The organism is Haloarcula sp. Atlit-47R (genome assembly GCF_003665985.1).
Lineage (GTDB): Archaea > Halobacteriota > Halobacteria > Halobacteriales > Haloarculaceae > Haloarcula > Haloarcula taiwanensis.
Map to the genome: position 1 here is coordinate 381,204 of NZ_QPLQ01000004.1, position 24,266 is coordinate 405,469.

At 63.3% G+C, this 24,266-nt stretch carries 29 protein-coding genes and 1 pseudogene; 11 read left to right on the plus strand and 19 right to left on the minus strand.

Annotated elements, in window-relative coordinates:
- Positions 1–27: 27 nt before the first annotated feature.
- Together DVK00_RS16595 and DVK00_RS16600 are read right to left on the minus strand one after the other, a co-directional pair.
- The gene (locus DVK00_RS16595) at positions 28–666 is read right to left on the minus strand and encodes an alpha/beta hydrolase (RefSeq protein ID WP_101350253.1); all 639 of its coding nucleotides are present in this window, start codon (positions 664–666) and stop codon (positions 28–30) included.
- A gap of 166 nt (positions 667–832) precedes the next feature.
- On the minus strand, positions 833–1,666 hold the full coding sequence (locus DVK00_RS16600) for a VOC family protein (protein ID WP_121537380.1): 834 nt from the start codon (positions 1,664–1,666) through the stop codon (positions 833–835).
- Positions 1,667–1,940: 274 nt separating this feature from the next.
- Here DVK00_RS16600 and DVK00_RS16605 point away from each other — a divergent pair, with 274 nt between their 5' ends.
- The gene (locus DVK00_RS16605) at positions 1,941–2,177 is read left to right on the plus strand and encodes a UPF0058 family protein (protein WP_004592453.1); all 237 of its coding nucleotides are present in this window, start codon (positions 1,941–1,943) and stop codon (positions 2,175–2,177) included.
- Between the two features lie 131 nt (positions 2,178–2,308).
- Here DVK00_RS16605 and DVK00_RS16610 read toward each other — a convergent pair whose 3' ends face one another.
- On the minus strand, positions 2,309–2,782 hold the full coding sequence (locus DVK00_RS16610) for a DUF555 domain-containing protein (protein WP_101350255.1): 474 nt from the start codon (positions 2,780–2,782) through the stop codon (positions 2,309–2,311).
- 249 nt (positions 2,783–3,031) lie between these two features.
- Here DVK00_RS16610 and DVK00_RS16615 point away from each other — a divergent pair, with 249 nt between their 5' ends.
- From DVK00_RS16615 to DVK00_RS16625, 3 genes are read left to right on the plus strand one after another with little or no spacing between them, the layout of a single operon-like run.
- On the plus strand, positions 3,032–3,940 hold the full coding sequence (locus DVK00_RS16615; RefSeq protein WP_121578053.1) for a DNA-3-methyladenine glycosylase: 909 nt from the start codon (positions 3,032–3,034) through the stop codon (positions 3,938–3,940).
- Between the two features lie 53 nt (positions 3,941–3,993).
- The gene (locus DVK00_RS16620) at positions 3,994–4,269 is read left to right on the plus strand and encodes an acylphosphatase (protein WP_121578054.1); all 276 of its coding nucleotides are present in this window, start codon (positions 3,994–3,996) and stop codon (positions 4,267–4,269) included.
- Positions 4,270–4,309: 40 nt separating this feature from the next.
- Positions 4,310–5,752 carry an NAD(P)H-hydrate dehydratase gene (locus tag DVK00_RS16625; RefSeq protein WP_121578055.1) on the plus strand — a complete coding sequence of 481 codons (1,443 nt, stop codon included), beginning with the start codon at positions 4,310–4,312 and terminating at the stop codon, positions 5,750–5,752.
- A 9-nt stretch (positions 5,753–5,761) separates the two neighbouring features.
- On the opposite strand, the gene hflX is transcribed toward DVK00_RS16625, so the two are convergent.
- Together hflX and katG are read right to left on the minus strand one after the other, a co-directional pair.
- Positions 5,762–7,072, minus strand: coding sequence for a GTPase HflX (gene hflX / locus DVK00_RS16630; protein ID WP_101350259.1), 1,311 nt, complete (start codon positions 7,070–7,072; stop codon positions 5,762–5,764).
- 174 nt (positions 7,073–7,246) lie between these two features.
- Entirely contained in the window at positions 7,247–9,442 is a 2,196-nt protein-coding gene (gene katG / locus DVK00_RS16635) for a catalase/peroxidase HPI (RefSeq protein WP_101350260.1), read from the minus strand.
- A gap of 199 nt (positions 9,443–9,641) precedes the next feature.
- On the opposite strand from katG, the gene DVK00_RS16640 reads away from it, so the two are divergent.
- Positions 9,642–9,989: an FUN14 domain-containing protein gene (locus tag DVK00_RS16640; RefSeq protein ID WP_004960824.1), complete on the plus strand. Its 348-nt coding sequence runs from the start codon at positions 9,642–9,644 to the stop codon at positions 9,987–9,989.
- 15 nt (positions 9,990–10,004) lie between these two features.
- Here the strand turns inward: DVK00_RS16640 and DVK00_RS16645 are convergent, their stop codons facing one another.
- The 6 genes from DVK00_RS16645 to DVK00_RS16670 form a co-directional block, all read right to left on the minus strand.
- On the minus strand, positions 10,005–10,730 hold the full coding sequence (locus DVK00_RS16645) for a ribosome assembly factor SBDS (protein WP_101350261.1): 726 nt from the start codon (positions 10,728–10,730) through the stop codon (positions 10,005–10,007).
- An 87-nt stretch (positions 10,731–10,817) separates the two neighbouring features.
- On the minus strand, positions 10,818–11,588 hold the full coding sequence (psmA, locus tag DVK00_RS16650) for an archaeal proteasome endopeptidase complex subunit alpha (RefSeq protein WP_101350262.1): 771 nt from the start codon (positions 11,586–11,588) through the stop codon (positions 10,818–10,820).
- Positions 11,589–11,590: 2 nt separating this feature from the next.
- Positions 11,591–12,076, minus strand: a complete 486-nt coding sequence (locus DVK00_RS16655; RefSeq protein WP_101350263.1) for an Rpp14/Pop5 family protein — start codon at positions 12,074–12,076, stop codon at positions 11,591–11,593.
- 69 nt (positions 12,077–12,145) lie between these two features.
- On the minus strand, positions 12,146–12,865 hold the full coding sequence (locus DVK00_RS16660) for an RNase P subunit p30 family protein (protein ID WP_121578056.1): 720 nt from the start codon (positions 12,863–12,865) through the stop codon (positions 12,146–12,148).
- Positions 12,865–13,290 carry an RNA-binding protein gene (locus DVK00_RS16665; RefSeq protein ID WP_121578057.1) on the minus strand — a complete coding sequence of 142 codons (426 nt, stop codon included), beginning with the start codon at positions 13,288–13,290 and terminating at the stop codon, positions 12,865–12,867. The genes DVK00_RS16660 and DVK00_RS16665 overlap by 1 nt, the downstream gene beginning before the upstream one ends.
- 7 nt (positions 13,291–13,297) lie before the next feature.
- On the minus strand, positions 13,298–13,483 hold the full coding sequence (locus tag DVK00_RS16670; protein WP_004515500.1) for a hypothetical protein: 186 nt from the start codon (positions 13,481–13,483) through the stop codon (positions 13,298–13,300).
- Positions 13,484–14,117: 634 nt separating this feature from the next.
- Here DVK00_RS16670 and DVK00_RS16675 point away from each other — a divergent pair.
- On the plus strand, positions 14,118–14,687 hold the full coding sequence (locus tag DVK00_RS16675) for an NUDIX hydrolase (protein ID WP_101350266.1): 570 nt from the start codon (positions 14,118–14,120) through the stop codon (positions 14,685–14,687).
- A gap of 19 nt (positions 14,688–14,706) precedes the next feature.
- Here the strand turns inward: DVK00_RS16675 and DVK00_RS16680 are convergent, their stop codons facing one another.
- Both DVK00_RS16680 and thiC read right to left on the minus strand, forming a co-directional pair.
- Positions 14,707–15,531, minus strand: a complete 825-nt coding sequence (locus tag DVK00_RS16680; protein ID WP_101350267.1) for a hypothetical protein — start codon at positions 15,529–15,531, stop codon at positions 14,707–14,709.
- 286 nt (positions 15,532–15,817) lie between these two features.
- Entirely contained in the window at positions 15,818–17,254 is a 1,437-nt protein-coding gene (thiC, locus tag DVK00_RS16685) for a phosphomethylpyrimidine synthase ThiC (protein ID WP_101350268.1), read from the minus strand.
- A 117-nt stretch (positions 17,255–17,371) separates the two neighbouring features.
- Between thiC and DVK00_RS16690 the strand changes: the two genes are divergently transcribed.
- Both DVK00_RS16690 and DVK00_RS16695 read left to right on the plus strand, forming a co-directional pair.
- Positions 17,372–18,253: an extracellular solute-binding protein gene (locus DVK00_RS16690; RefSeq protein ID WP_101350269.1), complete on the plus strand. Its 882-nt coding sequence runs from the start codon at positions 17,372–17,374 to the stop codon at positions 18,251–18,253.
- Positions 18,228–19,028 (plus strand): ABC transporter permease, encoded by an 801-nt coding sequence (locus tag DVK00_RS16695; protein ID WP_101350270.1) that lies wholly within the window; start codon positions 18,228–18,230, stop codon positions 19,026–19,028. The genes DVK00_RS16690 and DVK00_RS16695 overlap by 26 nt, the downstream gene beginning before the upstream one ends.
- A 29-nt stretch (positions 19,029–19,057) precedes the next feature.
- Here DVK00_RS16695 and DVK00_RS16700 read toward each other — a convergent pair whose 3' ends face one another.
- Positions 19,058–19,885, minus strand: coding sequence for a molybdopterin synthase (locus tag DVK00_RS16700; RefSeq protein WP_121578058.1), 828 nt, complete (start codon positions 19,883–19,885; stop codon positions 19,058–19,060).
- Positions 19,886–20,050: 165 nt separating this feature from the next.
- Here DVK00_RS16700 and DVK00_RS16705 point away from each other — a divergent pair, with 165 nt between their 5' ends.
- The 3 genes from DVK00_RS16705 to DVK00_RS21420 all read left to right on the plus strand — a co-directional run bounded on the left by DVK00_RS16705 (position 20,051) and on the right by DVK00_RS21420 (position 21,280).
- Positions 20,051–20,710 carry a helix-turn-helix domain-containing protein gene (locus tag DVK00_RS16705; RefSeq protein ID WP_101350272.1) on the plus strand — a complete coding sequence of 220 codons (660 nt, stop codon included), beginning with the start codon at positions 20,051–20,053 and terminating at the stop codon, positions 20,708–20,710.
- A gap of 73 nt (positions 20,711–20,783) precedes the next feature.
- The gene (locus DVK00_RS16710; RefSeq protein WP_121578059.1) at positions 20,784–21,131 is read left to right on the plus strand and encodes a hypothetical protein; all 348 of its coding nucleotides are present in this window, start codon (positions 20,784–20,786) and stop codon (positions 21,129–21,131) included.
- An 8-nt stretch (positions 21,132–21,139) separates the two neighbouring features.
- Entirely contained in the window at positions 21,140–21,280 is a 141-nt protein-coding gene (locus DVK00_RS21420) for a hypothetical protein (protein ID WP_158598820.1), read from the plus strand.
- Positions 21,281–21,304: 24 nt separating this feature from the next.
- On the opposite strand, the gene moaC is transcribed toward DVK00_RS21420, so the two are convergent.
- The 5 genes and pseudogenes from moaC to DVK00_RS16735 form a co-directional block, all read right to left on the minus strand.
- Positions 21,305–21,778, minus strand: coding sequence for a cyclic pyranopterin monophosphate synthase MoaC (gene moaC, locus DVK00_RS16715; RefSeq protein ID WP_101350275.1), 474 nt, complete (start codon positions 21,776–21,778; stop codon positions 21,305–21,307).
- Positions 21,779–21,822: 44 nt separating this feature from the next.
- Entirely contained in the window at positions 21,823–22,383 is a 561-nt protein-coding gene (locus DVK00_RS16720; protein WP_121537368.1) for a molybdenum cofactor biosynthesis protein B, read from the minus strand.
- A gap of 105 nt (positions 22,384–22,488) precedes the next feature.
- Entirely contained in the window at positions 22,489–23,007 is a 519-nt protein-coding gene (locus DVK00_RS16725; protein ID WP_121578060.1) for a TRAM domain-containing protein, read from the minus strand.
- A 138-nt stretch (positions 23,008–23,145) separates the two neighbouring features.
- Positions 23,146–23,463 carry a DUF5783 family protein gene (locus DVK00_RS16730; RefSeq protein ID WP_101350278.1) on the minus strand — a complete coding sequence of 106 codons (318 nt, stop codon included), beginning with the start codon at positions 23,461–23,463 and terminating at the stop codon, positions 23,146–23,148.
- A gap of 120 nt (positions 23,464–23,583) precedes the next feature.
- Positions 23,584–24,247 (minus strand): annotated as a pseudogene (locus tag DVK00_RS16735) (HD domain-containing protein).
- Positions 24,248–24,266: the final 19 nt, after the last annotated feature.

Consider the following 24,266-nt stretch of genomic DNA (forward strand, 5'->3'; position numbering starts at 1 on the left):
CGGTGAACGGTCCAGCGGTCGGGCCGCCTAACTGACGAGGGTATCGACCAGCGACGAAACGTATGTCAGTTCGTCCTCGTTCACGCCGTGACCCATTCCCTCGTAGATGCGTTCCTCCACGTCGCCGTTGAGTTGCTCGAAGACCGAGGCCGTGACGTGAACGCGCTCTTCGGGGATGTGCGGGTCAACATTGCTACAGCCCAGAAACACCGGCGTCTCCTCAAGGTCGCCCTCGTACTCACGCTCGTCGATAGACTCGCCGATGAGACCGCCACTGAGGGCCACAAGGCCGCCGTAGCGTTGTGGGTTACGAGCAACGAACTCGCTTGCGAGACAGGCTCCTTGAGAGAAGCCCAGCACGAGCACGTGCTCGGTCGGAATCCCGGCTTCCTCGGCCTCCGTGACGGCGTCCTCGATAGCCTGCAGTCCCGAGGTCCGACCGGGTTCGTTCTGCTCAACCGGCGAAAGAAACGAATTGGGATACCAGGTGTTTCGCGCGGCCTGTGGCGCGAGGAGAGCCAGTCCGTCCTGCTGGAACTCCGCCCCCATCTGGACGATGCTTCGAGCCGTCGCACCCCGACCGTGGACCAGCACTGCCGCTGCACTCGCCTGCGACGGCGCGGTGCCCGCGGTCACGAGCTGCTGCCCCTGATGAGGGCCGGTCATCGCTCTCTTCCCGGCCGTCGGCCGCGTCCTGTCACGCCCGTCCAGTCAGTTTCTGTTCTCGGTCGCCCGGCGTTCCAAGTCGGCCACAGTGTCGAGTGCATACTCCAGATAGCGCCCGGAGACACTTGACTTGGCACATCGGTCAGTCGGCCTAACTGTCACGTATTCAGGTTCGCAGGCGGAGTTCGATGTCGTCGCCGTCGCGTACTGTGAGGCCAGTACCGGTTTCGGAGACAGCGTAGTCGGACTGACGCAGGCGCTTCTGTGTCGCATCAAGGGTCGCTTCGTCGGGGAGCCGAATTTCGAACCATGCCAGCCCCTGCCCGGCGTGGGGCTTGGATCGCCGTTTCCAGACGTTGGCCCCGATATGATGATGGTAGTCACCGGCCGCCAAGAACACCGCGCCGTCGTATGTGGCCCTGACGCGGAGTCCGAGTGCATCAGCGTAGAACGCCCGGGCCGTCTCCACTGACGAGACTTCCAGATGCACGTGTCCGATATCGGAGTCGGCGGGCATCGACTGTTCGCCGGTCGCAGCGGCCGCGACTGACTGCGTATCGAGGGGGTCGGTTACCATTTCGACGTGACCCGACGGTGTCTCCTCCCACGACGCCCGCGGAAAGTCCCGATAGATTTCGACGCCGTTCCCGGCCGGGTCCGACAGATACAGCGCCTCGCTGACACCGTGATCCGATGCGCCGTCGAGTGTCCACTCCGAGTTGATACGCTGGAGTGCGTCACCCAGCGCCGCTCGCGATGGGACGCGAAACGCGACGTGATACAGCCCGGTCGCTGAATCCTCTCTCACTGGTGCGTCTGGACGGTGATTTAGAATCAAGAGCGCCTGTCCGCCCGCACCGAGTATCGCGCGGTCGGCGTCTGCGTCTATAACGTTGAGGCCGACAACAGCACGGTAGAACTCGACAGTCGGTGATAACTCAGCAACAGTCAGGGCCACCCGACCAATCTTGGTGTCCGAGGGAAGGGTCGCTTTATCCATGTTGAAAATAGGCGTAGCCGGTCCATAATTCTGGGTGCCGGTCGTCGGCACCTGCAACACGTTTGAGCTGGCTGGCTCGGTCCGTCAACAGTAGTGTGTATTTTGCTACCAATCCTCCATGATATTTTAGAAATGATAAAATTTAGCGCAAAATACCTAGAATATACTCCGTGGCAAGAATTATGCATAAACTATTACGTAGTACTAGCACAGCCGTGTGTTAACCTTCATCAGAGTAGTACTATAACCTTCGAGTTGTTACCTTGGGTTGACTATGAAAAAGCAGGAGCTCATCCACCTTCACGGCCTGCTTGCACAGGTACAGAACCACTACGAAGCCGAATCCGGGACAGAAGTAGACCACGACGAATACGAGGAACTTGGCGTCAAGCCGACATCGATTCACAAGTCGAAAACAGACCACAAGGCCGCTGTCTTTGCGATTGCTGACGGTATTGCCTCCGAGATGGCTGACGAAACCAAAGAGCCTGTTTCTGCCGCCGCGGACTAACGGTTCTCCGTAGCTTCTACGCGATTTACCCGACGAGCACTGCGGCTAGTGACTGTATAACCGCTATCAGAGATATGCTTGAGTTACAATACGCCGAGAGTGTCGCGCACTCCGCTGCTCGGAAGCCAGACTTACTCGTCGATTAATTCCTCGAACTCGGGTAACACGTCGTCCGATTCGTCTCCGGACTGGTCCGATGGCAGGTCGCCGGATTCGGCTGCCGGTTCCGCGGACGAGGACTCGTCTTCAGTCGTCTCGTCGGACTCCTCTGGAATCTCCTCGATTTCCAGCACGTCGAGCGGGATGTTCTCCAGCCGCTGCCCGATCTCCTTGCGGGCGATCCGGGCGGCGTGTTCGTCCCGTTCGACGTTGAACACAGTCATCTCCAGTTCGAGTGCGACGAGACTCTCGTCGGCTGCGAGAAAGGCAGGTTCCAGTGTCTCACCGCAGTGCGGACAGTGCCGGTCTCCCATGTTGATTTCGACGTAGTTGAGGTCAGGATTCAACATCTCGCCCGTCTTCGAGATGGCGATGCGAACTGCCTCATCCGCAGATGCCACGTCGTACACTGGGACTGCGGCCTCGACAACAACTCGGCAATTCATGGTAGTATGTTTGTTTCCCAATATAATGAAGGTTAGCCCTGACCCAGAGAGTACCACACGCCACGGATATCAGGAGTCAGCAAGACGGAACGGACGATCAAGCGGTACACAGACGGCTACTCCAAAACATCACGACGACGAAACGCAGGGATATGCGAGCAACCCGCGGTTTCCGAGTTGCGAGTGTGTGCCAACACAGCGCGGACAGAACTCGTAACGCCATTACCTCCGGGGCCGTATACTCGGACAATGGAGCAGGGCGTCATCGATGTCGGGTCGCTTGCCGGCGGTATCGATTTGCAGGCAACTGTCGAGAGCGGACAGTCTTACCTCTGGAACCGAGAGGATGGCGAAATGTACCAGCGCGACGGGGCAACCGGCGGCGGCGCGTGGTACTGGACGACAATCCAGCGAGACGGGTCACCAGCGGTCATCCGCGTCCGGCAGCGAGACGGGGTGCTCGAATGGGAATCGACAGTCGACGCTGAGACGGCGCTCAGGCGACTCCTTCGACTTGACGACGACCTCGACGCGATTCGGGCGACGGCACCGGACGACGACGTGGTCCAGTCGGCCTATGAGACGTTCTGGGGGATGCGACTCGTTCAGGACCCCCCGTTTGGCGCCCTCATCTCGTTCATCTGCTCGGCCCAGATGCGCGTGGCGAGGATTCACAGTATGCAGCAGGCGCTCCGCGACGCGTTCGGCGAGACAATTGAGGTCGGCGGGCGGACGTACAACGCCTATCCGACGCCGTCCGCGCTGGCAGAGACAACAGAGGAGCGGCTCCGGGACCTCGGACTGGGCTATCGCGCGCCGTACGTCCAGCGCACCGCAGAGATGGTCGCCACTGGCGAAGCCCATCCGGAAGAAGCCGTTGGACTAAGCTACGAGGACGCCAGAGAGTCGCTCACCCGCTTTGTCGGCGTCGGTGACAAAGTCGCGGACTGCGTGTTGCTGTTCTCGCTTGATTACCTCGAAGCGGTCCCACTGGACACCTGGATTCGGACGACCATCGAGGAGTATTACCCGGAGTGTGAGCGGGGGAACTACGCTGACACGTCGCGGGCCATCCGGGCCGCACTGGGTGGGGAGTACGCCGGCTACACGCAGACGTACCTGTTCCATTATCTCCGAACGGGCAGTAACGAGGAGTGAGACGCGTAGCGGAAGGCGACAGTATAACGGAGTCCGCCAGCAAACTCTCGGCCATGGCTCGAACGCGAGCACACGTATTCGTCTCCGGTCGTGTTCAGGGTGTCTATTACAGAGCGACCACGCGGGAACGCGCACAGGACCGGGACGTCGACGGGTGGGTCCGAAACCTCGACGATGGGCGCGTCGAAGCGGTGTTCGAAGGCCCCGAAGCTGACGTGGAAGCGATGGTCGAGTTCTGTCACGAAGGGAGCGAACGCGCGAACGTCACCGACGTCGAAGTCGAGTACGGGGACCCCGAGGGCATCGAGGGCTTCGAGGTCAAGTGGTAAGTCCCGTAGAGTTACTTCGCTGGCGGGCGAACCCGCGGGTATGCTCACCGGCTCCGAAATGGGTGTCGTTGATGAGAATGCCGCCGCGCTCGGCGTCCCGCGCAAGCAGCTGATGGAGTCGTCCGGTCACGCCGTCGCGCAGGCGATCCGTACCATCGCTGACCCCGGCGAACAGGTCGTCATCGTCGCTGGACGGGGAAACAACGGTGGAGACGCGCTCGTCGCCGCCCGCTTTCTCGACGACTACGACCTCCGAGTCCTCCTGTTGGGCCGACCGGGTGCTATCTCGACGACGATTGCCAGGGAGAACTGGGATGCCCTCCAGCACGCCGAGTATCCGACAGAGACGGTCAGGGATTCCTCGGCACTGAACCTCGGCACTCCCGACATCGTCATCGACGCGATGCTTGGCACAGGTATCGCCGGTGATCTCCGGGAGCCAGCGGCGACGGCCGCCGAGGCAATGAACGAGAGCGACGCGACCGTTCTTTCGGTGGATGTGCCGTCCGGCCTCGACGCTGAAACGGGACGACTGGCCGACAACGCCGTCGACCCCGACCACGTCGTCACGTTCCACGACACCAAGCCGGGCCTCCCCGCCCTCGACGTGCCGGTCACCGTCGCCGACATCGGCATCCCAGAGGCGGCGGAGCTGTTCGTCGAGCGGGGCGACCTCTCTCGCCTCGAACGGGACCCCGCGAGCCACAAGGGCGACAACGGCGAGGTGCTGGTCGTCGGCGGCGGCCCGTACACCGGTGCACCGGCACTCAGCGCACAGGCCGCGCTCAGAGGCGGGGCCGACCTCGTCCGGGTCGCCTGCCCCGCTGTCGTCGCGCGCGAAATCCAGTCCTACAGCGAGAACCTCATCGTGCGGCCGTTCGACGGGGACCACCTCGCGCCGCCGCACGTCGACCGCCTTGCCGAGCTGGCGGCGGACCACGACACGCTGATTCTCGGGCCAGGGCTCGGAGACACCGACGCGACGCTGGATGCTGTCGCGGACCTGCTGTCCGGGTTCGAGGGAACGGCCGTCGTCGACGCCGACGCGCTGTCAGTGGTCCCGGACGTCGAGACGGACGCAGAACTCATCTGCACGCCCCACCAGGGCGAACTTGTCGGGATGGGGGGTGAAACAGCCGAGGACTGGCGGGAACGGGCGGACCTCGTGGAGTCTTTCGCAGCGGAGATCGGACACACGCTGCTGGTCAAAGGCCCGTACGACATCGTCTCCAACGGCGAGCGGACCCGCGTCGGCCGGACGGGCAATCCGGGGATGACGGTCGGCGGAACCGGCGACGTGCTTGCGGGTGTGACGGGCGCGCTCGCCTGCGGTCAGGACCCACTTGATGCGGCCGCTATCGCTGCCTACACTGTCGGCAGCGTCGGGGACCGCGTCGTCAGGGAGCGTGGCTACGGGCTGGTCGCGACGGACCTCTTGGAGGAGATACCGAGCGTGCTGTGGCAGCAAGAAGCAGAAGCGTAGCGTCCGCAGTCAGGCCGACGCACCGACCAGTTCCCCCGCTTTTGCCCGCGATTGCTCGATGATCGCCGGCCGCGCCTCGAACTCGATGACCACCTGGTCGCCGTAATCGACTGTCTCGACGCTGGCGTGGTCGTGAATCCACGAGACGAGGCTCATCGTGTCGTCGGTCATCGGGAGGACGAGCCGCTCGCGCTCGTAGTCCGGCAGTTCGTGGTCGATGCGCTCGGCCAGGTCATCGATGTTGAGCCCCTGTTTGGCGCTGACGGCGACGGGGTTCGGGGCCAGCGAGGAAAGGGCGTCCTTCTTGCGGCGGACCTCTTCGTCGTCGACCGTGTCGGTCTTGTTGAGGACCGTGACGATGGGAGCCTCGTTGCGCTCGTACAGCGTATCGTGGCTCGTCACCAGTTTCTCCCGGATTTCCTCGACAGACTCCGAGACGTCGACGACAAGCAAGACGAGGTCAGCGTGGTACACCGACCCCAGCGTCGACTTGAACGACTCGACGAGCCAGTGCGGGAGGTCCTGAATGAACCCCACCGTGTCGGTGACCAGCACCTCGCGCTTCCCGACCTCGGCGCGGCGAGTGGTCGTCCCGAGCGTTGTGAACAGCCGGTCTTCGCTCTCGGCCGTCGTGTCGAGGTCGGGGTGGAGGTCGTCGTTTTCGTCGACATCGAGGTCGTCGGCAAGGCGGCGCAGGAGCGTCGACTTCCCGGCATTGGTGTAGCCGGCCAGCGCGACGAGGTCGAAGCCGGACTCCCGACGCTGTTCCCGGCGATGTCGCTCGGTCTCCTCGATGGATTCCAGTTCATCCCGGATGTTGGCGATCTGCTTTTTGATGTCCTCTTCGCGGGACTCGTCGTACTCGCCGAGACCCATAAATCCCGGACGCTCGTCGCGTTTGGCGAGGCTGGCCTTGGCCTCGGCACGCGGAAGTTCGTACCGAAGCTCCGCGAGTTCGACCTGCAGCTGTGCTTTCCGCGTCTGGGCCCGCTGGCCGAAGATTTCGAGAATAAGCCGGAAGCGGTCGATGACACGCACCCGCTCGGGGAGTTCGTTCCCGATATTGTATGTCTGGTACGGCCCAAGCTGGTTGTCGAAGATGACGACGGCAGCCCCTTCGCGGGCGACTACGTTGCTCAGCCGCGTTACTTTCCCCTCGCCGAGGTGGTACGCCGGGTCCTCCGTTCTGGTCTGTGTGACCTCGCCGACGACATCGTACCCGGCCGCCCGGGCAAGGTCCCGGATTTCCGTCGTATCAGCGGTACCACTGTCGACGCGTTTCGCGATGACCGCTCGTTCGGTGGTGTGTGTCGCCGTCACTCGTCGTGAAGATACGGTGTCCGATTATTTAACCCCCCGGGCGGTTCACGGCAACATCCAGTGAGCCGGCAGTTCGGCAGTAACACGGCAGATTCCGTGGGTGAATAGCGACCGGTAGCTGAGATGGGAGCCCCCGGCTCGCGATAGCCACCACGGCAGTGGCGTTGCGCTGGCCTATTCGAGGTCGAAGCGGTCGAGCTTCATGACCTTGCTCCACGTGTCCACGAAGTCATGGACGAGCTTCTCCTCCGCGTCGGCAGAGCCGTAAACTTCCGAGATGGCTCGCAGTCGGTCATTCGAGCCGAAGATGAGGTCAATGCGTGTAGCTTCCCACTTGACCTCGCCAGTGTCGCGGTCGAGACCCTTGTAGACATGTTCGGAGTCCGCTGCCGGCTCCCACTCCGTGCCCATGTCGAGCAGGTTCACGAAGAAGTCGTTGGTCAGCGTCCCCGGCTCGTTGGTGAGGACGCCGAGGTCGGTGTCCCCGTGGTTCGCACCGATGGAGCGCATCCCGCCGATCAGAGCCGTCAGTTCCGACGCCGTGAGGTTCAGCAGGTCCGCGTTGTCGACCATCACTTCTTCGGCCGGTCGCGTGATGTCGTCCTGGATGTAGTTTCGAGCCCCGTCGACCGTCGGTTTGAGAGCGTCGAAGGAGGCGGCATCGGTGTGTTCCGGCCCGGCATCCACTCGCCCGGGTTCGAACGGAACCTCGACGTTGTAGCCGGCGTCGGCTGCCGCCTGCTCGACGGCCGCGTTGCCACCGAGGACGATGAGGTCGGCCAGCGAGACACGCGTGTCGTCGTCCCGAGCGCCGTTGAATTCCTCTTGGATGCCTTCGAGCGTGGTGAGGACCGTCTCCAACTGTTCGGGCTCGTTGACTTCCCAGTTCTTCTGGGGTTCGAGGCGGATTCGCGCGCCGTTGGCCCCGCCGCGCTTGTCGCTGTCGCGGTAGGTCGACGCCGATGCCCACGCGGTCTTGACGAGCTGGGAGATAGAGAGGTCCGAGTCGAGGATTTCTGCTTTGAGCTCGGCGACCTCTTCGTCACCGATGAGGTCGTAGTCGGCGTCCGGGAGCGGGTCCTGCCAGATCATCTCCTCGTCCGGAACCTCCGGTCCGAGGAACCGCTCGGGCGGGCCCATGTCGCGGTGGGTAAGCTTGTACCAGGCCTTCGCGAAGTTCATCCCGAACTCCATCGGGTTCTCCTGGAAGGTTTCCATGATCTCCCGGTAATCCGGATCTCGCTTCAGGGCGATGTCCGTCGTGAGCATCATCGGCGTCTGCTTCTCGTCCGGGTCGTGGGCGTCCGGGACGCTGTTTTTCAGCTCCTCGCTCTTCGGAGCCCACTGCCACGCGCCGCCGGGGCCCTTCTCCGGCTCCCACTCGTAGTCGAGCAGGTTGTTGATGTATCCCATATCCCACTCGGTCGGCGACTGGGTCCACGGCCCTTCGATACCGCTCGTGATCATCTCGCCGCCCTTGCTGTTCCCGTTCTCGTTTTGCCAGCCAAGACCCTGTTGCTCGATGGGGGCTGCTTCGGGTTCGGGACCGAGATTCTCTTCGGGATCGTCAGCACCGTGGACTTTGCCGAACGTGTGTCCACCGGCGATGAGTGCGGCTGTCTCCTTGTCGTTCATCGCCATCCGGTCGAACGTCTGGCGGATGTTCTTCGCCGACGCTTCCGGGTCCGGGTTACCGTTTGGCCCTTCCGGATTCACGTAGATGAGGCCCATCACGGATGCGCCGAGCCCTTCCTCGATTTCACCGGGCTCGTCGAAGCGCTCCTGGGTTTCCATCTCGTCTTCTGGCCCCCAGTTGACAGCCTTGTCCTCCTCGAAGGCGTCTTCGCGGCCGCCAGCGTAGCCGAATGTCTTGAATCCCATCGACTCGATGGCGACGTTCCCTGCGAGAATCATCAGGTCAGCCCACGAGATCTTTTTGCCGTATTTTTGCTTGATTGGGAGGAGCAGCCGCCGTGCCTTGTCGAGGTTCGCGTTGTCCGGCCAGCTGTTGATAGGTGCAAAGCGCTGTCGACCGCCAGCCGCGCCGCCGCGACCGTCGGCAGTCCGGTACGTCCCCGCGCTGTGCCAGGCCATCCGGATGAACAGCGGGCCGTAGTGACCGTAGTCAGCCGGCCACCAGTCCTGTGAGGAGGTCATCAGCTCTTCGAGATCCGACTTCACCGCTTCGAGGTCGAGCTTCTGGAACTCCTCGGCGTAATCAAAGTCGTCTTCCATCGGGCCGACGTCCCGAGCGTTCTGGTCGAGGATCTCCAGATTGAGCTTGTTTGGCCACCAATCCTGGTTAGATTTCGGTCGCTTCGAACGTCCGCCTGCGGCACCGCTCATATCGGAATTCGGTGTTTCTGCCATCTTAACAGTAAGAAGGATTCGTCCCTCGGATACAAATCTTTGGATATGAGTAAAGAAATAGTACCGTGTCGAAAATAATTCCCTGAATTCTTCGGGTAACCCAGGCAGCGGAAAAACTATTTCTTTCTGACACACTCGGATATAAGCAGAGACAGAGGCGAGCACAAAGGATTTAAAAGCAGACGGTCAGGTACGCGGTATGGGTGAGTTCGTACTCCAACTAGATGGGTTGGGCCTCCAGCAGATGGGCCTCGAATTCGGTGGCGGCGGCCTTATCGGCGGAATCATCGGGTTCGCTGCCAAGAAGGTCGCAAAGCTCATTGCCGTCATCGTCGGCATCGAACTGGCGCTGTTCAAGTTCCTCGAGACACGCGGAATCCTCGAAGTGAACTGGAACGCGATAGGCGGAGCCGCACAGAACGCGACTGGGACTGCCGGGAACGCGGCAGCGACACAACCGCCGTCTTGGGTCACGTCGCTGCTCTCGGCCCTGCCGGTCAGCGCTGGTTTCACGGCCGGCTTTCTCGTCGGCTTCAAGAAAGGGTAACGCGACGCCGCGGCGTTAGCGCGTACTGATGTCGTCTTCGTCTTTGATGATTCGGGTCTCCGCCTCGCCGCTTGTGTGTTCGTTTACCACGTCGTAGAAGTCGTTCTGGAGACCGGCCGGGAACGTCAGCACGCCGACCCACGAGCCGTCTGACTGCCACTCCTCGCGTTCGAGGTCGCCGAACTGCCGGATCTGTGCCTGTGCGCTCCCGGCGTAGTCTGCGGGGACCTGCACCGCGACGGTGACCTCGTCGAACCGGATCGGAATGACCGGCCGGAGTGCATCGAGGGCGTCGTCAACCTGTGCCTCGACGGGCTCCATCGGGTCGACCCTGAAGTCGGTCTCTTCGAGGGCCGACTCGATGCGTTCCGGCGGGTGTGGCGCGTCGTCCATCTGGGGGTTGACCGCGTTGCGCGTGATGCGCTGGATGAGCTGTTTGTGCTTTTGCTCCTGCATCTCGCGGCGCTGGTCGGCCGTGATCTGAATCTCCCCTCGCTTGATGACCTCGGGGATGATGGCCATCGGGTCCGTGGTGTCGAACACCTCTTCGAGCATGTTCTCGGGCGGTCGGTCACCCCGAGAGGCGTCCTCGAACACGTCCTCCGCGGCGATAACGTCTTCGAGGTCACCGTCGAAGTCATCGCGTTTTATCGCTAGCGCAGCGTCCGGTTCCACCAGTACCTCGAACCGCTGGCCGTGGGATTCGAGGCGCGCCGTCACCGCCTCGTCAAGCGATATCATACCCATCGGTAGCAGTGGACCACTTAAAGGCCTTACTGCGTGGTCGGACAGAAAAGAGCCGAGCCGCCCCGAAGGCTGTCGGAAGCGTTACTCTTCTTCGGTGTCTTCGTCGTCCTCGTCGTCGCCAGTGTCGAGCAAGTCGGCCTCCGCGAGATGGGTCTCCTTCTCCTCGTCGGTCAGCTGGCCGAACGTCTCCGTTTCGACGTCAACCGTGGCGACGCCGATGCCTTCCGGCGTGAGTTCGTCGTCATTGACCGACGCGAGCGCGGCCAGTGCGAGGTCGACGCCCTCATCGAGGTCCATCCCTTCGTCGTAGTGCTCTTCGAGGTAGTCCCGGATGTCGCCGCGGTCGGCCCCGACGGCGAGGGCCTTCCACTCGTAGGGCGTGCCGGAGGGGTCGGTCTCGAACAGGCGGGGCTCGCCGTTGACGATGCCGCCGATGATGAGCGCGACACCGAACGGGCGCGCGCCGCCGACCTGCGTGTACTGCTGGATGTAGTCGGTGATTTCCTTGGTGAGGGTTTCGACGCCGACCGGCTCGCCGTAGCGCAGCTGGTTCACCTGCGCCTGTCGGCGGGCGAAGTCGATGAGCTGTCGGGCGTCGGCGACGTGGCCGGCCGAGGCGATGCCGATATGGTCGTCGGCCTTGTGGATTTTCTCGACCGAGGAGCGCTCCATCAGCGGCGACCGGATGCGCTTGTCCACGGCGAGAACGACGCCGTCGCTCGTTCTGACGCCGATGCTTGCTGTGCCGCGTTTGACCGCTTCGCGGGCGTACTCGACCTGGTAGAGGCGTCCGTCCGGGGAGAAGATAGTAATCCCGCGGTCGTAGGCCTGCTGTTGGTTTTGTCCCTGCATAGTTATCGGAAATCGAGTGCTGTCGCGCCGACGAACGCGCCATCGGAGGCCGTTTCGACGTCGTAGCGTGGCGGCCGAACGGTAGCGCTCCGGTCTGCGTTCTCGAACACGACGTGTCTCTGTTCAGTGGCTTCCGGCGGCCCGCGTATATACTTTTCTTCACAGGCGCGGACGGTGCCGCTAATCCCCCGGATGCGGACCCGAACCTCGTGGTCGTCGACGGTGTTCAGGCAGGTCAGTGCGGCCCGTGCCGGGTCCGTCTGGCCGCGTCTGGTCCGGACGATGGCCTCGGCCGTGCCGTCGTAGTCGTGGAACTGGAGAACGGTCATATCCGTCTCGGCGCTGCCGGTGTCGCCCAGCAGGTTCTGGGCGGCGTACCACACCTCGCGCTGGAACGCCCGGCGGTCCAAGGCGGCATCCGGCCAGGTCTCGATGGCAACGGCGAGATACCGCCACCGGGGCCGGAGGTGTTTCGGGAGGTGTTTCATACACAAGCGTTGGAACGAAGCACAATGAGCGGTGCGGTGTGCTGACCAGTCAGGGTGGCGGTAGCAGAGCTACTGCTCGCCACCGTCGGCATCGTTTGCGTCGTCTGCCATCCGAACGCCCGGCTCGATGACGGCGTCGCTCTGGCGCCCGCGGTTGCGCTCCGCGACTCGGCCCCACTCCGTCAATCCCTCGCGGACGGTGTCGGCGTCGAAGCCGATGGTCTCCCCGACCGCGATGAGGTCCCGCGGTGCGCGAATCTGGAGATGGTTGCTCGGCGACGCCGAGACGACGAAAGGTGCGCCGGCGTCCTCGACCAGTTCCCTGAGCTTCCGGAGTTCCTTGATAGCCCGGACGCGAGTGCCGCCGGAGGCCCGGAGCACCGGGCCGAAGTCGAACTCGACGCGGACGCCGTTGTCGGCCGCCGCGTTCGCCAAAACGTGGTTGAAGTCGCCGTCCTCTCGCATCGGGTGGGCAAGCACGTCGACGGTCGGTTGCTCGACAGCGAACCGATTGATGCGGCGGTTGCCGCCGTGGACGACGACGACCGTCCGGTCGCTTCGGTAGTTCCCGACGAACCCACTCGCTCGTGAGGGGTCGTCCGCCCGGACTTCGACCCCGGCCGCGACATCGACGCCGCACGCGTCACTGATAGCGTCAGCCTCGTACTCGGCTGGCTTGTCGCCGTGGTTCCTGACGACGATACCGTCGTAGCCCGAATCGGCGGCCGTCAGCGCGTGCCGGGCGACGGTACTGTCACCGTCAGGGTGGGCGTAGACGGCCTCGTACATCACAACTCCTCTAAGAGTTCGCGGGCGTTAGCGACGGCTTTCTCCCGCTTTGCGGGGTAAGCCTCGACTTTCGCCCGGAGCGTGATGCCGTCGCCACGCTCGACGTCGCCACCGAACGCGGCCTGTTTATCGAAGGTGAGGAAAAACGAACAGTTGTCGTCGACCCGGTCGTCCAGTTCCGCACGCACCGCGTCGACGTCCGGCGCTGACGCGACCTGCGTGAGCACATGCCGGATATCGTCGGCGTTCTCGACGCGAGCCGAGAGGACGATGATACGGTCGCCGTAGTGTCCATCGCTCTGTGCGCGCTCGATAGGGTAGTCCTCAGGCAGGAACGTTCGGAGCGCTTGCTCGACACGTTTGTCGTCCTCCGTCGCGTAGCAAAAGGTCCGAAGGTCGACGTAGTGGAACGGAACCGACGACATCGAGGCCCTACTCGTCCTCAGCGGCTTCGAGGTTGTCTTCGGGGACGCCCTGCTCCTGCCCGTCCTCGAAGGAAACCGTGTAGTTGGCGTCGCCGAACATCGTCTCGACGACCTGCGTGATAGTGCCTTCCTCGCCGTCGTAGTCGCTGTGCTCGTCGTGGAGAATAACGCTGTCGTCCTCTTCGAATGCCATACCGTGCGGTACTCGGTGGCTCGTCAAAAAGGGACTGATTCGGGTTTGCTCGACTCAGCCGCGGACGTGGTCGGAAGTGTACCGTGATACGTCCTGTTTGAACCAATCGGGACGGCGACAAAACTCGGTCGGACGTAGGGTAGGCGGTGTGGCCACAAGAGACGACCGCCTCGATTGGGTTCTATCGCTTCCGTTACGAAATGGGAGAGATTAGACTGGTCTAAATATTTGCTTAGATAAATAGAATTAAGTGGACAGGAGTTCCACATTGGCGTGCGTTCCGTGATTGACGGAACGCAAAGGCGTACAGATCGAGTGGGTAGAACGACCCGTCAGGTCGTCACAACAGCCAAAGAGTTCCTGCTACACGGGAGCGTGGCTATCATTGTTCGGACCGCTTCCCGTGTTTCGCTTCGGCTGAGTCAGCCCAACATGTATCCGCGATAATATGTCTATTTATTGATAACAGCGCATTGGATACAGCGGCGGAATCGCCCGGGAGAAGCCACGACAGCCCATCTGTCACAACAACTGTTATGGGACTCTCTAAACTATCAATCGACATGGTCAGCCCACCGCCTTCCCCCATCGAGACGGTTGTTTCGTCGAGGTGTCAGACACAGATAGGACACAGATGACGAGCGTCGACGACCTGTGGTACCTCTCCGACGGAGCCTGTCAAACGGCCGAGCAGACGTATCACGACCTCCGGAAGCGCTACACGGATTTCGTCGAGTTCACGCGCCATCGGAACGTCCCGCGGAACCGGTTTCGAGACGTGGCCACCGTCGCCCGGGACCACGGTGCGCCCTACGGCGCGCACGCGCTCACCTACCGACCCACTGGCGAACTACTGCTTGTCCGCCACGAGGGTGTCGACATGTGGGTTCTGCCCGGCGGTGAACTCGACGCCAGCGAATCGTTTCAGGAGGCTGCACTGCGGGAATTAAACGAGGAGAGCGGCATTGAAGCGACAATTGAGGGACTGGCGATGCTCGGACGAGTCGAGTTCTACTGTGACGGCAACATGGCCTGGGGCGTCCTACCGGTGTACGAGGCGAGAGCGGAGACAACCAGCATCGCCGTCGACGACCCGGACCACGAAATCAGTGAGGCCCGGTGGTTCGACGAACTGCCGGCCGACACGCGCGACCGCGAGGAGATTCTGCAGTGGCGCGGACAGCGGTTCGGCGACGGGGCGTAATCCGTCGAGATTGAACCCGCTACTCCGGCCCGAAAGACTGTCCCTCGCGGGCGTCGGCGTTCATCCGCCGGATGGTCGCGCGGGCATTGCTGGCGTCGTACCCGAACAGCACGCTCTCGGCGTACTCGTCAGCCACCTCGACAGCCTTCGAGAGGTCGTCAACGTCCACGTCGACGGCGTATAGCTCGATGCTAAACGGGGTCGAGAGGCGGTCCTGCCAGCCTTTCGCGAGAATCTCCAGCCAGTAAGTCGTCGAGTACGCCATGTCGTAGATGGGGACGACGTACTCGTCGACGTACTCAGCGATGTCGTCGACAGCAACGCCGGAGCGGGCTTCGAGATGGCCGGGATAGGGGTCCGGATACAGCGTGAGGTACATCTCACCGGGTACGCGCTTGCGGGCCTCGGCAACGAACTCCGTGATGACGTTCGTGCGCCAGGCCGACCAGTCATCAAAGTCGCTCTCGGCGAAGCGCCGCTCGCACCGGTCGCAGTGGCAGTACTCGTCCCGGGGGAAGCCCACATCGTCGAGGCGGACATCCTCGTTGACAGTTGCCGCCTCCTCGATGATGTCGAGCAGTCCCTCGCGGTAGCGGTCGTGGGTCGGACAGACGTACGTCCAGTCGAAGTAGGGCTGATTCCGTGTCGCCGGCGTTCCTTCGTCGTCGAACGCGAGCAGGTCCTCCTCGCTCTCGACCGCGTTGTCGCCAAAACAGGACACCATGTTGACCGCGCCCGCAATCGGTTCGACAGCGCGGCCGGTCACGTCCTTGACCTCGTAGAACGCCCGGTCGAACTCGGACCACTCCGTCTCCTCCTCGTTACGGGTGACGACGCCGTACATACACGCTGGTACGGCGGTTCACCGGGTAAGGGTTCGGAAAGCGACGGCACTGCCGACGAAACAACTGAGAGAATACTGCCGACCGTCGGGCCCCCTCATACGACGCCGTTGGGGACCAGTGGGCAGGGCGGCCGACAGTAGGTTTAGAGGGCGATACAGCCGAGTTAGGCAGCCTTACCGCTTGACAACGTACACGAGGGCAAGCGCCGCGACCGCGACGAGGGCGATGACTTTCTTTTGCATCATTTCAACAAACGAACACCGATTATAAAGAACTATCGCCGTGCTAATCGTCGGCATGCTCGCCGGTATCAGAGCCGGTGTCGGCGTCAGAGCCGGGAATATCCGCCTCGTCGTGGGTACCGACGGGCGGTCGGTTTACCGCTGCCGCTGACGTGTCTTCGAGAGTCGTCCGGTCGTCGGCGTCTAGCGACTCCATCTCGCCGCCGGACCGCGCGTCCTGGTCGATGCGCATCGAACAGAACTCCGCGCCACACATCGAGCAGAAACGCGCCTCCTTGTAGTTGTCACCGGGGAGCGTCTGGTCGTGGTACTCGCGGGCGCGGTCGGGATCCAGCGCTAACTCGAACTGTTCGCGCCAGTCAAAGGCGTAGCGGGCCTCCGAGAGCGCGTCGTCCCAGTCCTGTGCGCCCTCGCGGCCGTTTGCCACGTCGGCGGCGTGAGCGGCGATGCGATAAGCCGCGAGTCCGTCCCGCACATCGGCTTTCTGCGGGAGCCCGAGGTGCTCTTTGGGAGTTACGTAACAGAGCATCGCCGCGCCGGCGCGGGCCGCCTCCGTCGCGCCGATGGCGCTCGTGATATGGTCGTAGCCCGGCGCAACGTCGGTCACGAGCGGGCCGAGGACGTAGAACGGCGCGCCGTCACAGACGTTCTGCTGGCGTTCGACCTGCTCTGTGATCTGGTCCATCGGGACGTGGCCCGGTCCCTCGACCATCACCTGCACATCGTGTTCCCAGGCGGTCCGCGTGAGGTCGCCGAGCGTGTCCAGTTCGGCGAACTGTGCGTCGTCGCCGGCGTCAGCGAGACAGCCCGGCCGGAGCCCGTCGCCGAGGCTGAAGGTCACGTCGTACTCGCGGAATATCTCGCAAATCTCCTCGAATTTCGTGTACAGCGGGTTCTCCATGCCGTTCTCCTCGATCCACTTCGCCAGGATGGACCCGCCGCGAGAGACAATCCCCGTTTTGCGGCCGTCGGTCAGCGGCAGGTGTTCCATCCGGACGCCAGCGTGGATGGTCATGTAGTCGACACCTTGTTTCGCCTGCTTCTCGATGACATCGAGCAGCAGTTCGTGGGTAATCTCACCCGGGTCGCTGGCGCGCTTGACCGCCTCGTAGATGGGTACTGTTCCAATGGGGACCGGCGAGTGCTCGACGTTGGCCGACCGTATCTCGTCAAGGTTGCTCCCGGTCGAGAGGTCCATCACCGTGTCCGCGCCGTAGTGGACAGCCGTGTGTAGCTTCTCCAGTTCGCCCTCGATGTCGCTTGTCTCCTCGCTGTTGCCGATGTTTGCGTTGACTTTCGTCGCAAACTCCCGGCCGATAATCATCGGGTCCAGCGCGTCGTGGCCGACGTTCGCGGGAATCACCGCCTGTCCGTCAGCGACTTGCTGTCGGACGAACGCCGGGTCGACGTTCTCGCGTTCGGCGACTCGCTCCATCTCCTCCGTGACGGTCCCGTTCTGCGCTGCTTCCATCTGCGTCATGATTACTAAGTTATACTACTTAGTTATAAAACACCGTGGTCAAAAATGTGAAAGGCGCCCTGTCAATACTGGGAACAACCCCAACACAGATGTACCCGAACAAGAAATGACCGAATAATGGCCCGACGTACCCGGCGTGCAGTGCTTGCGGCACTGGGAAGTGGTATCGCCGCAACTGCAGGCTGCGGGGCGTTCGGTCGAGGGCGAGTGGACGTGCTGGTCGCGGGGAGTCTGCAGAACGCGGCCAGTGAGACGCTCCAGGGCCAGACAGACATCGAGCTGGCCGTCGAAGCCCGCGGATCAGTACAGGCTGCTCGTCTCGTTGCCGACGGGAAACGAGACCCCGCTATTGTCGCCCTAGCGGACCCGACCCTGTTCAGCCGAGTCATGGACACTGCCTGGCACGCAGTGATCGCCGGCAACGAGATGGTACTTGCGTACAACCCAGAAACGACCGACGGGACGCGCATCGCGGACGCAGAGCCGTGGTACGCCCCGCTTAGACGCGACAGCGTCTCGCTCGGCCGCACCGACCCGTCGCTCGACCCGCTTGGCTATCGAACGCTGTTCGTGCTGGCCCTCGCGGCGGACTATTACGACGAGCCCGACCTGTCCAATGCTATCCTTTCGCCGGACCAGACGTACCCCGAGACACAACTGCTCGCGCAGTTCGAGACGGGGGCCGTCGACGCCGCCTTCGTCTACCGGAGCATGGCGGTCGAACGCGACTACCCGTTCCGAGAGTTCCCGCCGGAGATACACCTCGGTGACCCCGCGCAGGCCGAACAGTATCAGGCCGCCACCTACGAACTGCCGAACGGCACGATACTCACTGGCAGCCCTATCGAGTACGGGGCTGTCCGCCGTGCTGCTGCAGAACCGGCGCGTACAGCCTTCGAGGCAGTCCTGTCCGGAGACTGGCTCGCACCACACGGATTTACCGTCCGTCAGGCGTATCCTCGACTGGTGGGAGATGTCCCGAGCACTGTCACGCGGTGAGACCAGAGCCGGCCATACGGTCGGCGTGCGCGAGCTCGTTCCCGTTCTGGGAGCGGTGCTGCTCCTGTATTTCGTCGTTCCAGTGCTCGTGCTCGTTCTCACGTACTCCCCGACGGCGCTGCTGACGAGTCTGACAGAGACGTACGTCATCAACGCCGCAGTCACGTCTCTCGTTGCCGCACTCGGCAGTACAGTCATCGCTGTCGTGTTCGGCCTGCCACTGGCCTACTGGCTCTCGCGGACCACGAGTGTGCTGGCGACCGTCGCGATGGGTGCCGTCGTCCTCCCGCTCGTCCTCCCGCCAGTCGTCAGCGGGATGTTGCTGTTGACAGTCGTCGGCCCGAACGGACTCGGCGGTCTCACCGACCTGACGGTGACGCGGTCGCTACTTGGCGTCATCGCCGCCCAAACGTTCGTCGCGTCGCCGTTTTTCGTCGTCACTGCCAAAGCCGCCTTCGATGGCATTGATGACCGGCTCGAAGAAGCCTCACGGTCACTCGGGCGCGACTGGGTTGGGACGATGCGCTCGGTGACGGTCCCACTCGCAAAGCCCGGGCTACTCGCCGGCCTCGTCCTGACGTTTGCCCGCGCGATGGGCGAGTTCGGCGCGACGATGATGCTGGCGTACTACCCGCGGACGCTCCCCGTCCAGATATGGGCCTCGTTTATTTCGGACGGGTTGGACGCGGCGCTGCCGGTGGCGGTCGTCCTGCTGGGCGTCGCGCTCGGAACGCTGCTGGTGGTCCACGCGCTCCGGGCGACGCCGTGGCGGTAGCGGGCCGGCAACGCGAAAAGAACGCCGACTTACCGCTCGTGGGCCCAGAACTCCTCGTCGACGGTGACTTCCTTCTTGAACAGCGGCACTTCCTCCTTGAGGCGGTTGATGCCGTCCTCGACTGCACGGAACGCCTCGCCGCGGTGGCCGGCCAGGATGACGACGAAGACGATGTCCTCGCCGGCCTCGACCACGCCGGTCTTGTGGTGGAGGCGGACCGCGTAGACGCCGTCCCGCGCCTCGAGGTCCCGCCGGAGCGCGGCCATCTTCTCGGCGGCGACCTCGTCGTAGCGTTCGAACTCCAGCAGTTCCGTCGGCGGGTCCTCCGGTCCCTCCTGTGCGCGGACGCGCCCGGTGAACGTCGCAATCGCGCCGGAGTAGACCTCGTCGGGGTCCCGCTTTACGTCCGCGACGAGTGTTTCCAGCGTGATGTATGGGTCCCGTTCCTCCAGCGCCGTGACGATGTCGTCGAGGTCAGCGTCCGCGCCGTGGGGCGCGCGGTGGAGGACGGGGTCGGCGGCCTCGCGGTCGCCGAGGACCACCTTCGGTACCGCCGCGTCCGAGTACCCCTCGACGAGTGCGTAGTCGTAGTCGGGCGCAAGGGCGTCCAACGCCTCATCGAGGGTCTGCGACCGCCCCGTCGCGTACCACTCGCCGTCGTCAGTGAGTGCGACCGTTTCGGCCGCCCCGGCGTCGCGGTGACGAGCCGTGTCCTTCCCGTCCGTGTCGACATCCGGCGGGTGCGTACAGTGTTTCACCGTCGCGACACGTCCGGTCTCGGAGAGCCGCTGTGTCAGCCGCTCTACCAGCGTGGTCTTCCCCGACTCGGAGTGGCCGACGATTCCCAGCACGTGCATGCGCGCCTCTAACACAGGAACGTAGATAGGCCTTGTTCCTGACCGCGGGGCCGTGTCTACCGCTCGGCAGTAGCCGACGCGGTACCCGGCTCCTACCAGTCCGACGGGGGCATGCCGCGGGTGGTCGTACTCTATATTGATTACCTACCGGAGAGTAGCGACGCTATGACTGTCGTGGCCGAGTTCACAATCGACTCGGACGAGTTCATTCTCGGGAAGGTGCTGGCGAGGGGCGACAACACGCACGTGGAGATGGAGCGGGTGGTGCCCGCCTCGGGGCGGGTGATGCCGTACATCTGGGTCCACGGCGGGGCGTTCGACGAGTTCGAAGTCGCTGTCGAGTCGAGTACGTACGTCCAAGCACTGCGCTCGCTCGACCGCATCGGGGAAAGCGCCCTCTACCGCGTCGAATGGGCCGAGGACGTGGAGAGTCTCATCTACGGCATGGCGGAGACGAACGCCACGATTCTGGAGGCCAGAGGCAACGTCGAGTGGTTCTTCCGTATCCGGTTCGACGACCACAGCGGGCTCACGGACTTCCACAACTTCTGTACGGACCACGACATCGTGTTCCAGCTGGACCGCGTGTACACGCTCGCGGAGGAGTACGACGGCGGGTATATGTTCGACCTGACCGACTCACAGCGGCGGGCGCTGGTCCTGGCCGTCGAATCGGGCTACTTCGAGGTGCCGCGTGGCACGACGCTGGGCGAACTCGGGGCGGAACTCGGTATCTCGGAGCAGTCGGTCTCGGAGAGCATCCGCCGCGCGACCAACAAGGTACTCCACTCAGTGATGTTCGACTCGCCGAAGTGGGAGCGATAACAGGTGTCGATATATAAATGGCTGATATAACAGGTAATAGTGCCTTACCGTTCTGTGACGTTTCTCAGAACAGATGTCCAAGAGAGAGACGCTGAACTGGAGTTCGGTCTTCGATTGCCTGGCGAACGACGAACGGCGGGCCATCCTGAGCTTCCTGGTCGACGAGGACGACCAGGTGACGATAGACGACGTGGCTGCCCACCTCGCAGTCGACGGCAACGACGACGCGGTCCATCGGGCGCGCGTCCAGTTGCACCACGTCCACCTCCCGAAGCTCAACGCCGCGGGGCTCATCGTCTGGAGCCGCGACCAGGGCACCGTCCGGGAGACGACACTCGCGTACCAGCTCCCCGTCGGAGCCATCACGACCGCGCCGGTGACCACGGCCCAAGGTACTGAAACCCAACAGGTGAGCGACTGACGGAGACGATGGTCGATAGCACAGACAATAACGAGATCGTGGACGCGATGACCGAGCCGTACGACTCGGTCACCGGCGTCGTCGTCCGGGCCGTCGTCATCCAGAGCCCGGCGACGGTGTACGTACAGCCGGCGTCCCGGAGTGAGTAACCGGGGCGGTCCGCCTCGCAGGGCTTACCGCTCGACGGTTTTCTCGACGACGCGGATGTCTTCGATGGCCGTGGTCGGGTACTCGCCGTCGGCGTCTTTCTCGTTTGCCTTCACCATATCCCAGACGACGTTGAGGCCGGTCGTCACGCCCTCCAGCGCTTCCATCTCGCAGCCGGTTTTGCCGACTGTCTCGACGGCAACCGTGAGTTCGACGGCCTCGTCGCCGACGGTGAACTCGACTTCGACGTTCGTGATGGGGATCTGGTGGCACATCGGCACCGTCTCCCACGTGTGTTTCACCGCCTGAATCGCGCCGATGCGGGCCGTCGTCAGCACGTCGCCTTTCTCCACCTCGTCGGCGTCGATGGCCGCCAGCGTGGACTCGGTGAGCCGAATCTGTCCGCGCGCGACTGCGCGGCGCTGGCTCTCGGCCTTGTCGCCCACATCAACCATCTGTGCGTCCCCCTCCTCGTCGACGTGCGTGAACTCCTCGGGCATACCTCCCTGTAGCCGATGCCGGCCCAAAACCGTGCGGGTCCGTGCTACCGGCGGACGAGCCCCAGCAGGTGGCCCACAGCGGGCGCGACGAGTCGCTCCGCGCCCGTCCGAGCGGCGTTCTCGCTGCCGGGGAGACAGAACACCAGCCGGTCGTCGACGATGCCGGCGGTCGCCCGCGAGGCCATCGCCATCGGCCCGACTTCCTCGTAGGAGAGCCAGCGGAACAGTTCGCCGAAGCCGGGAATCGGCCGGTCAAACAGCGGTTCGATGGCGTCGACAGTCACGTCGTCGGGCGTGAGACCAGTCCCGCCGGTCGTCAGAACCACGTCGACCCCGTCATCCAGCAGGCTGGCAACGGCGTCTTCGATAGCGTCCATCTCGTCTGCGACGAGCCGACGCTCGGCGATCTCGTGGCCCGCGGCTTCGCAGGCCGCAGCGATGCTGTCACCTGCTGGGTCGTCGTCCAGCGTTCGCGAGGTCGAGACGGTGAGGACGCCTATTTCAACCCCTTCAGCGTCGTGGGCGTGATGGTCGTCGTGGGTGTGTTCCCTGTGGTCGTGTCCCACCTCGCTGTCGCTGGCGTCCTCGTCGTGGTCGTGTCCCATACAAGGGATGACAGTCGGCGGCAAAATATACCCTCGGCTGCGTGGCCGGCGGTCGCACTAACTCTAGCAGCGTCCACGACAAGTGCCAGTCGATAGGAGCGGTGCTTATTCGTAGTATGGGAGCCGCTCGACGATCTCAGCGAAGGCCACGTTCTCGCGGACCTGATTCATTTTGACACGGAGGCGCTCCCCCACATCGGCGTCGGAGACGATAACGACGTACCCGCCGTCGATACGTGCGACGCCGTCGCCCTTGTCGCCGATGTTGTCGATTTCGACGACACGCGTTTCACCCTCAGCAACGGGCGGGGACGACGGTTCGAACTCAGGTTCCTCGCCCGGTTTGTCGGACCGGGAATCGGACTGGGTCTCAGACTTGGATTGTGAATTGGACCGAGGCCCGGGCTCCGAGTGGGAATTGGACCGAGGCTCGGGACTGGATTGAGACGGTGACTGGGGTGTGGGTGCCTCGGCCGCCGGCTCGAACAGCGCGATCCGGTACAGCGTCTCGGAGGCCAGCGTTCCCAGTTCGACCTCTTGTTTCGGAATCTCGATCACGTACGAGTCGTTGTGCTCCTCGACGGGTGCGGTAAAGAGACAGTGAAGATCTGAATCGGTCGCCATTAGTATAATTGGTTCGGCTAGGACCGGAACTGCATTGATTCTGGTGTTTTCGATCCGCCGGGCCGACCGCTACCGGAGGGGAGGCGAACAGGCTGTGCACGCCCGCTATCGAGCGAGCCGTCGGGCAGCGATCGGGGATTACTCGAACTCGAACAGCCGACGGAGCTCGCGCTCGATGGCGTCAGTGAACGCCGACAGCACTGTGTCGAACGTCGCTTCGTCGCCCGGCAGAGACTGCGCACGCGCCGCAGTGTCGTCGGGCAGCCGGATACTGAACGTCCCGTCCCCCTCGTACACCGGCTCGCTCTCGCTGAGAATCTGCCGGTCTATCCCGCGAAGGACTTCGGAGTCGTACTGCCCATGCAGTTCCTGATACGCGTTCGAGTACGCCGCTTCGAGCTCCTCGAAGTAGTAGGCGTACTTCTCGTCGAACTTCTCGGCGTCGAACTCGGTCATGGCTGCAGTGTCGCCGGGGCGAGGGTAAAGGGTTCTGTGACGCCGGGGACAGCACACCCGGTCGAGACCGACGCGCTCGAAGTCGGGTTTCGGTGCCTATCGGCTCCGGCCGGACACCGGCTATCGCTCCCCTGTAACCCCGATTTCACCGGCGAATTGCGTGAAGAACTCGTCCATGAATTCCCGACGCTGCTGACCAAGACGCCGGCCGGGGTAGGTGTACAGCATATCGACGCGTTCCTGCGCCCAGTCCCGGAGAAGTGCGATATCCGGAGAATCGGTGGACTCGACATCGGTAGCTGACGTGTCATCGATGACCGCGTATTTCTCACCCATCCGCCCGGACCGCTCGCCGACGATACAGGCCAGTCGAATGAGGCCGCGCGCCGGCAGCGTCCAGCTTGTCCGCGTCGAAGAGGAGTTTCGCCTCCAGCGTTTCCGGTTCCGGGGAACTCGCCCGGATACTGTGTGTTCGGATACAGTGTTTCAGACGGCCGATTCGATCAGGTTCCACACCTTCGGCCGCGAGTAGTTGCGCGGCTTCTGCTGTGGCCCATTCGTCGTGGTCATCGATGTCACCGGCCCGCTCCCGGGGCCGACCGATATCGTGGAGCCACGCCGACGCGGCGAGGATATCCCGGTCGACCGAGCCGTCGCAGTCGTCCGCGAGTCGAAGTGCGATGTCTCTGACTCGCTTGGCGTGAAACTGGTCGTGGGCTGGGAGGGCGTCTTCGTAGTACGGGACCGACAGTGTTCGAGCGAGGGGACCAAGTTCCTGTATCATTGGCAGCGGTGGCACCTCG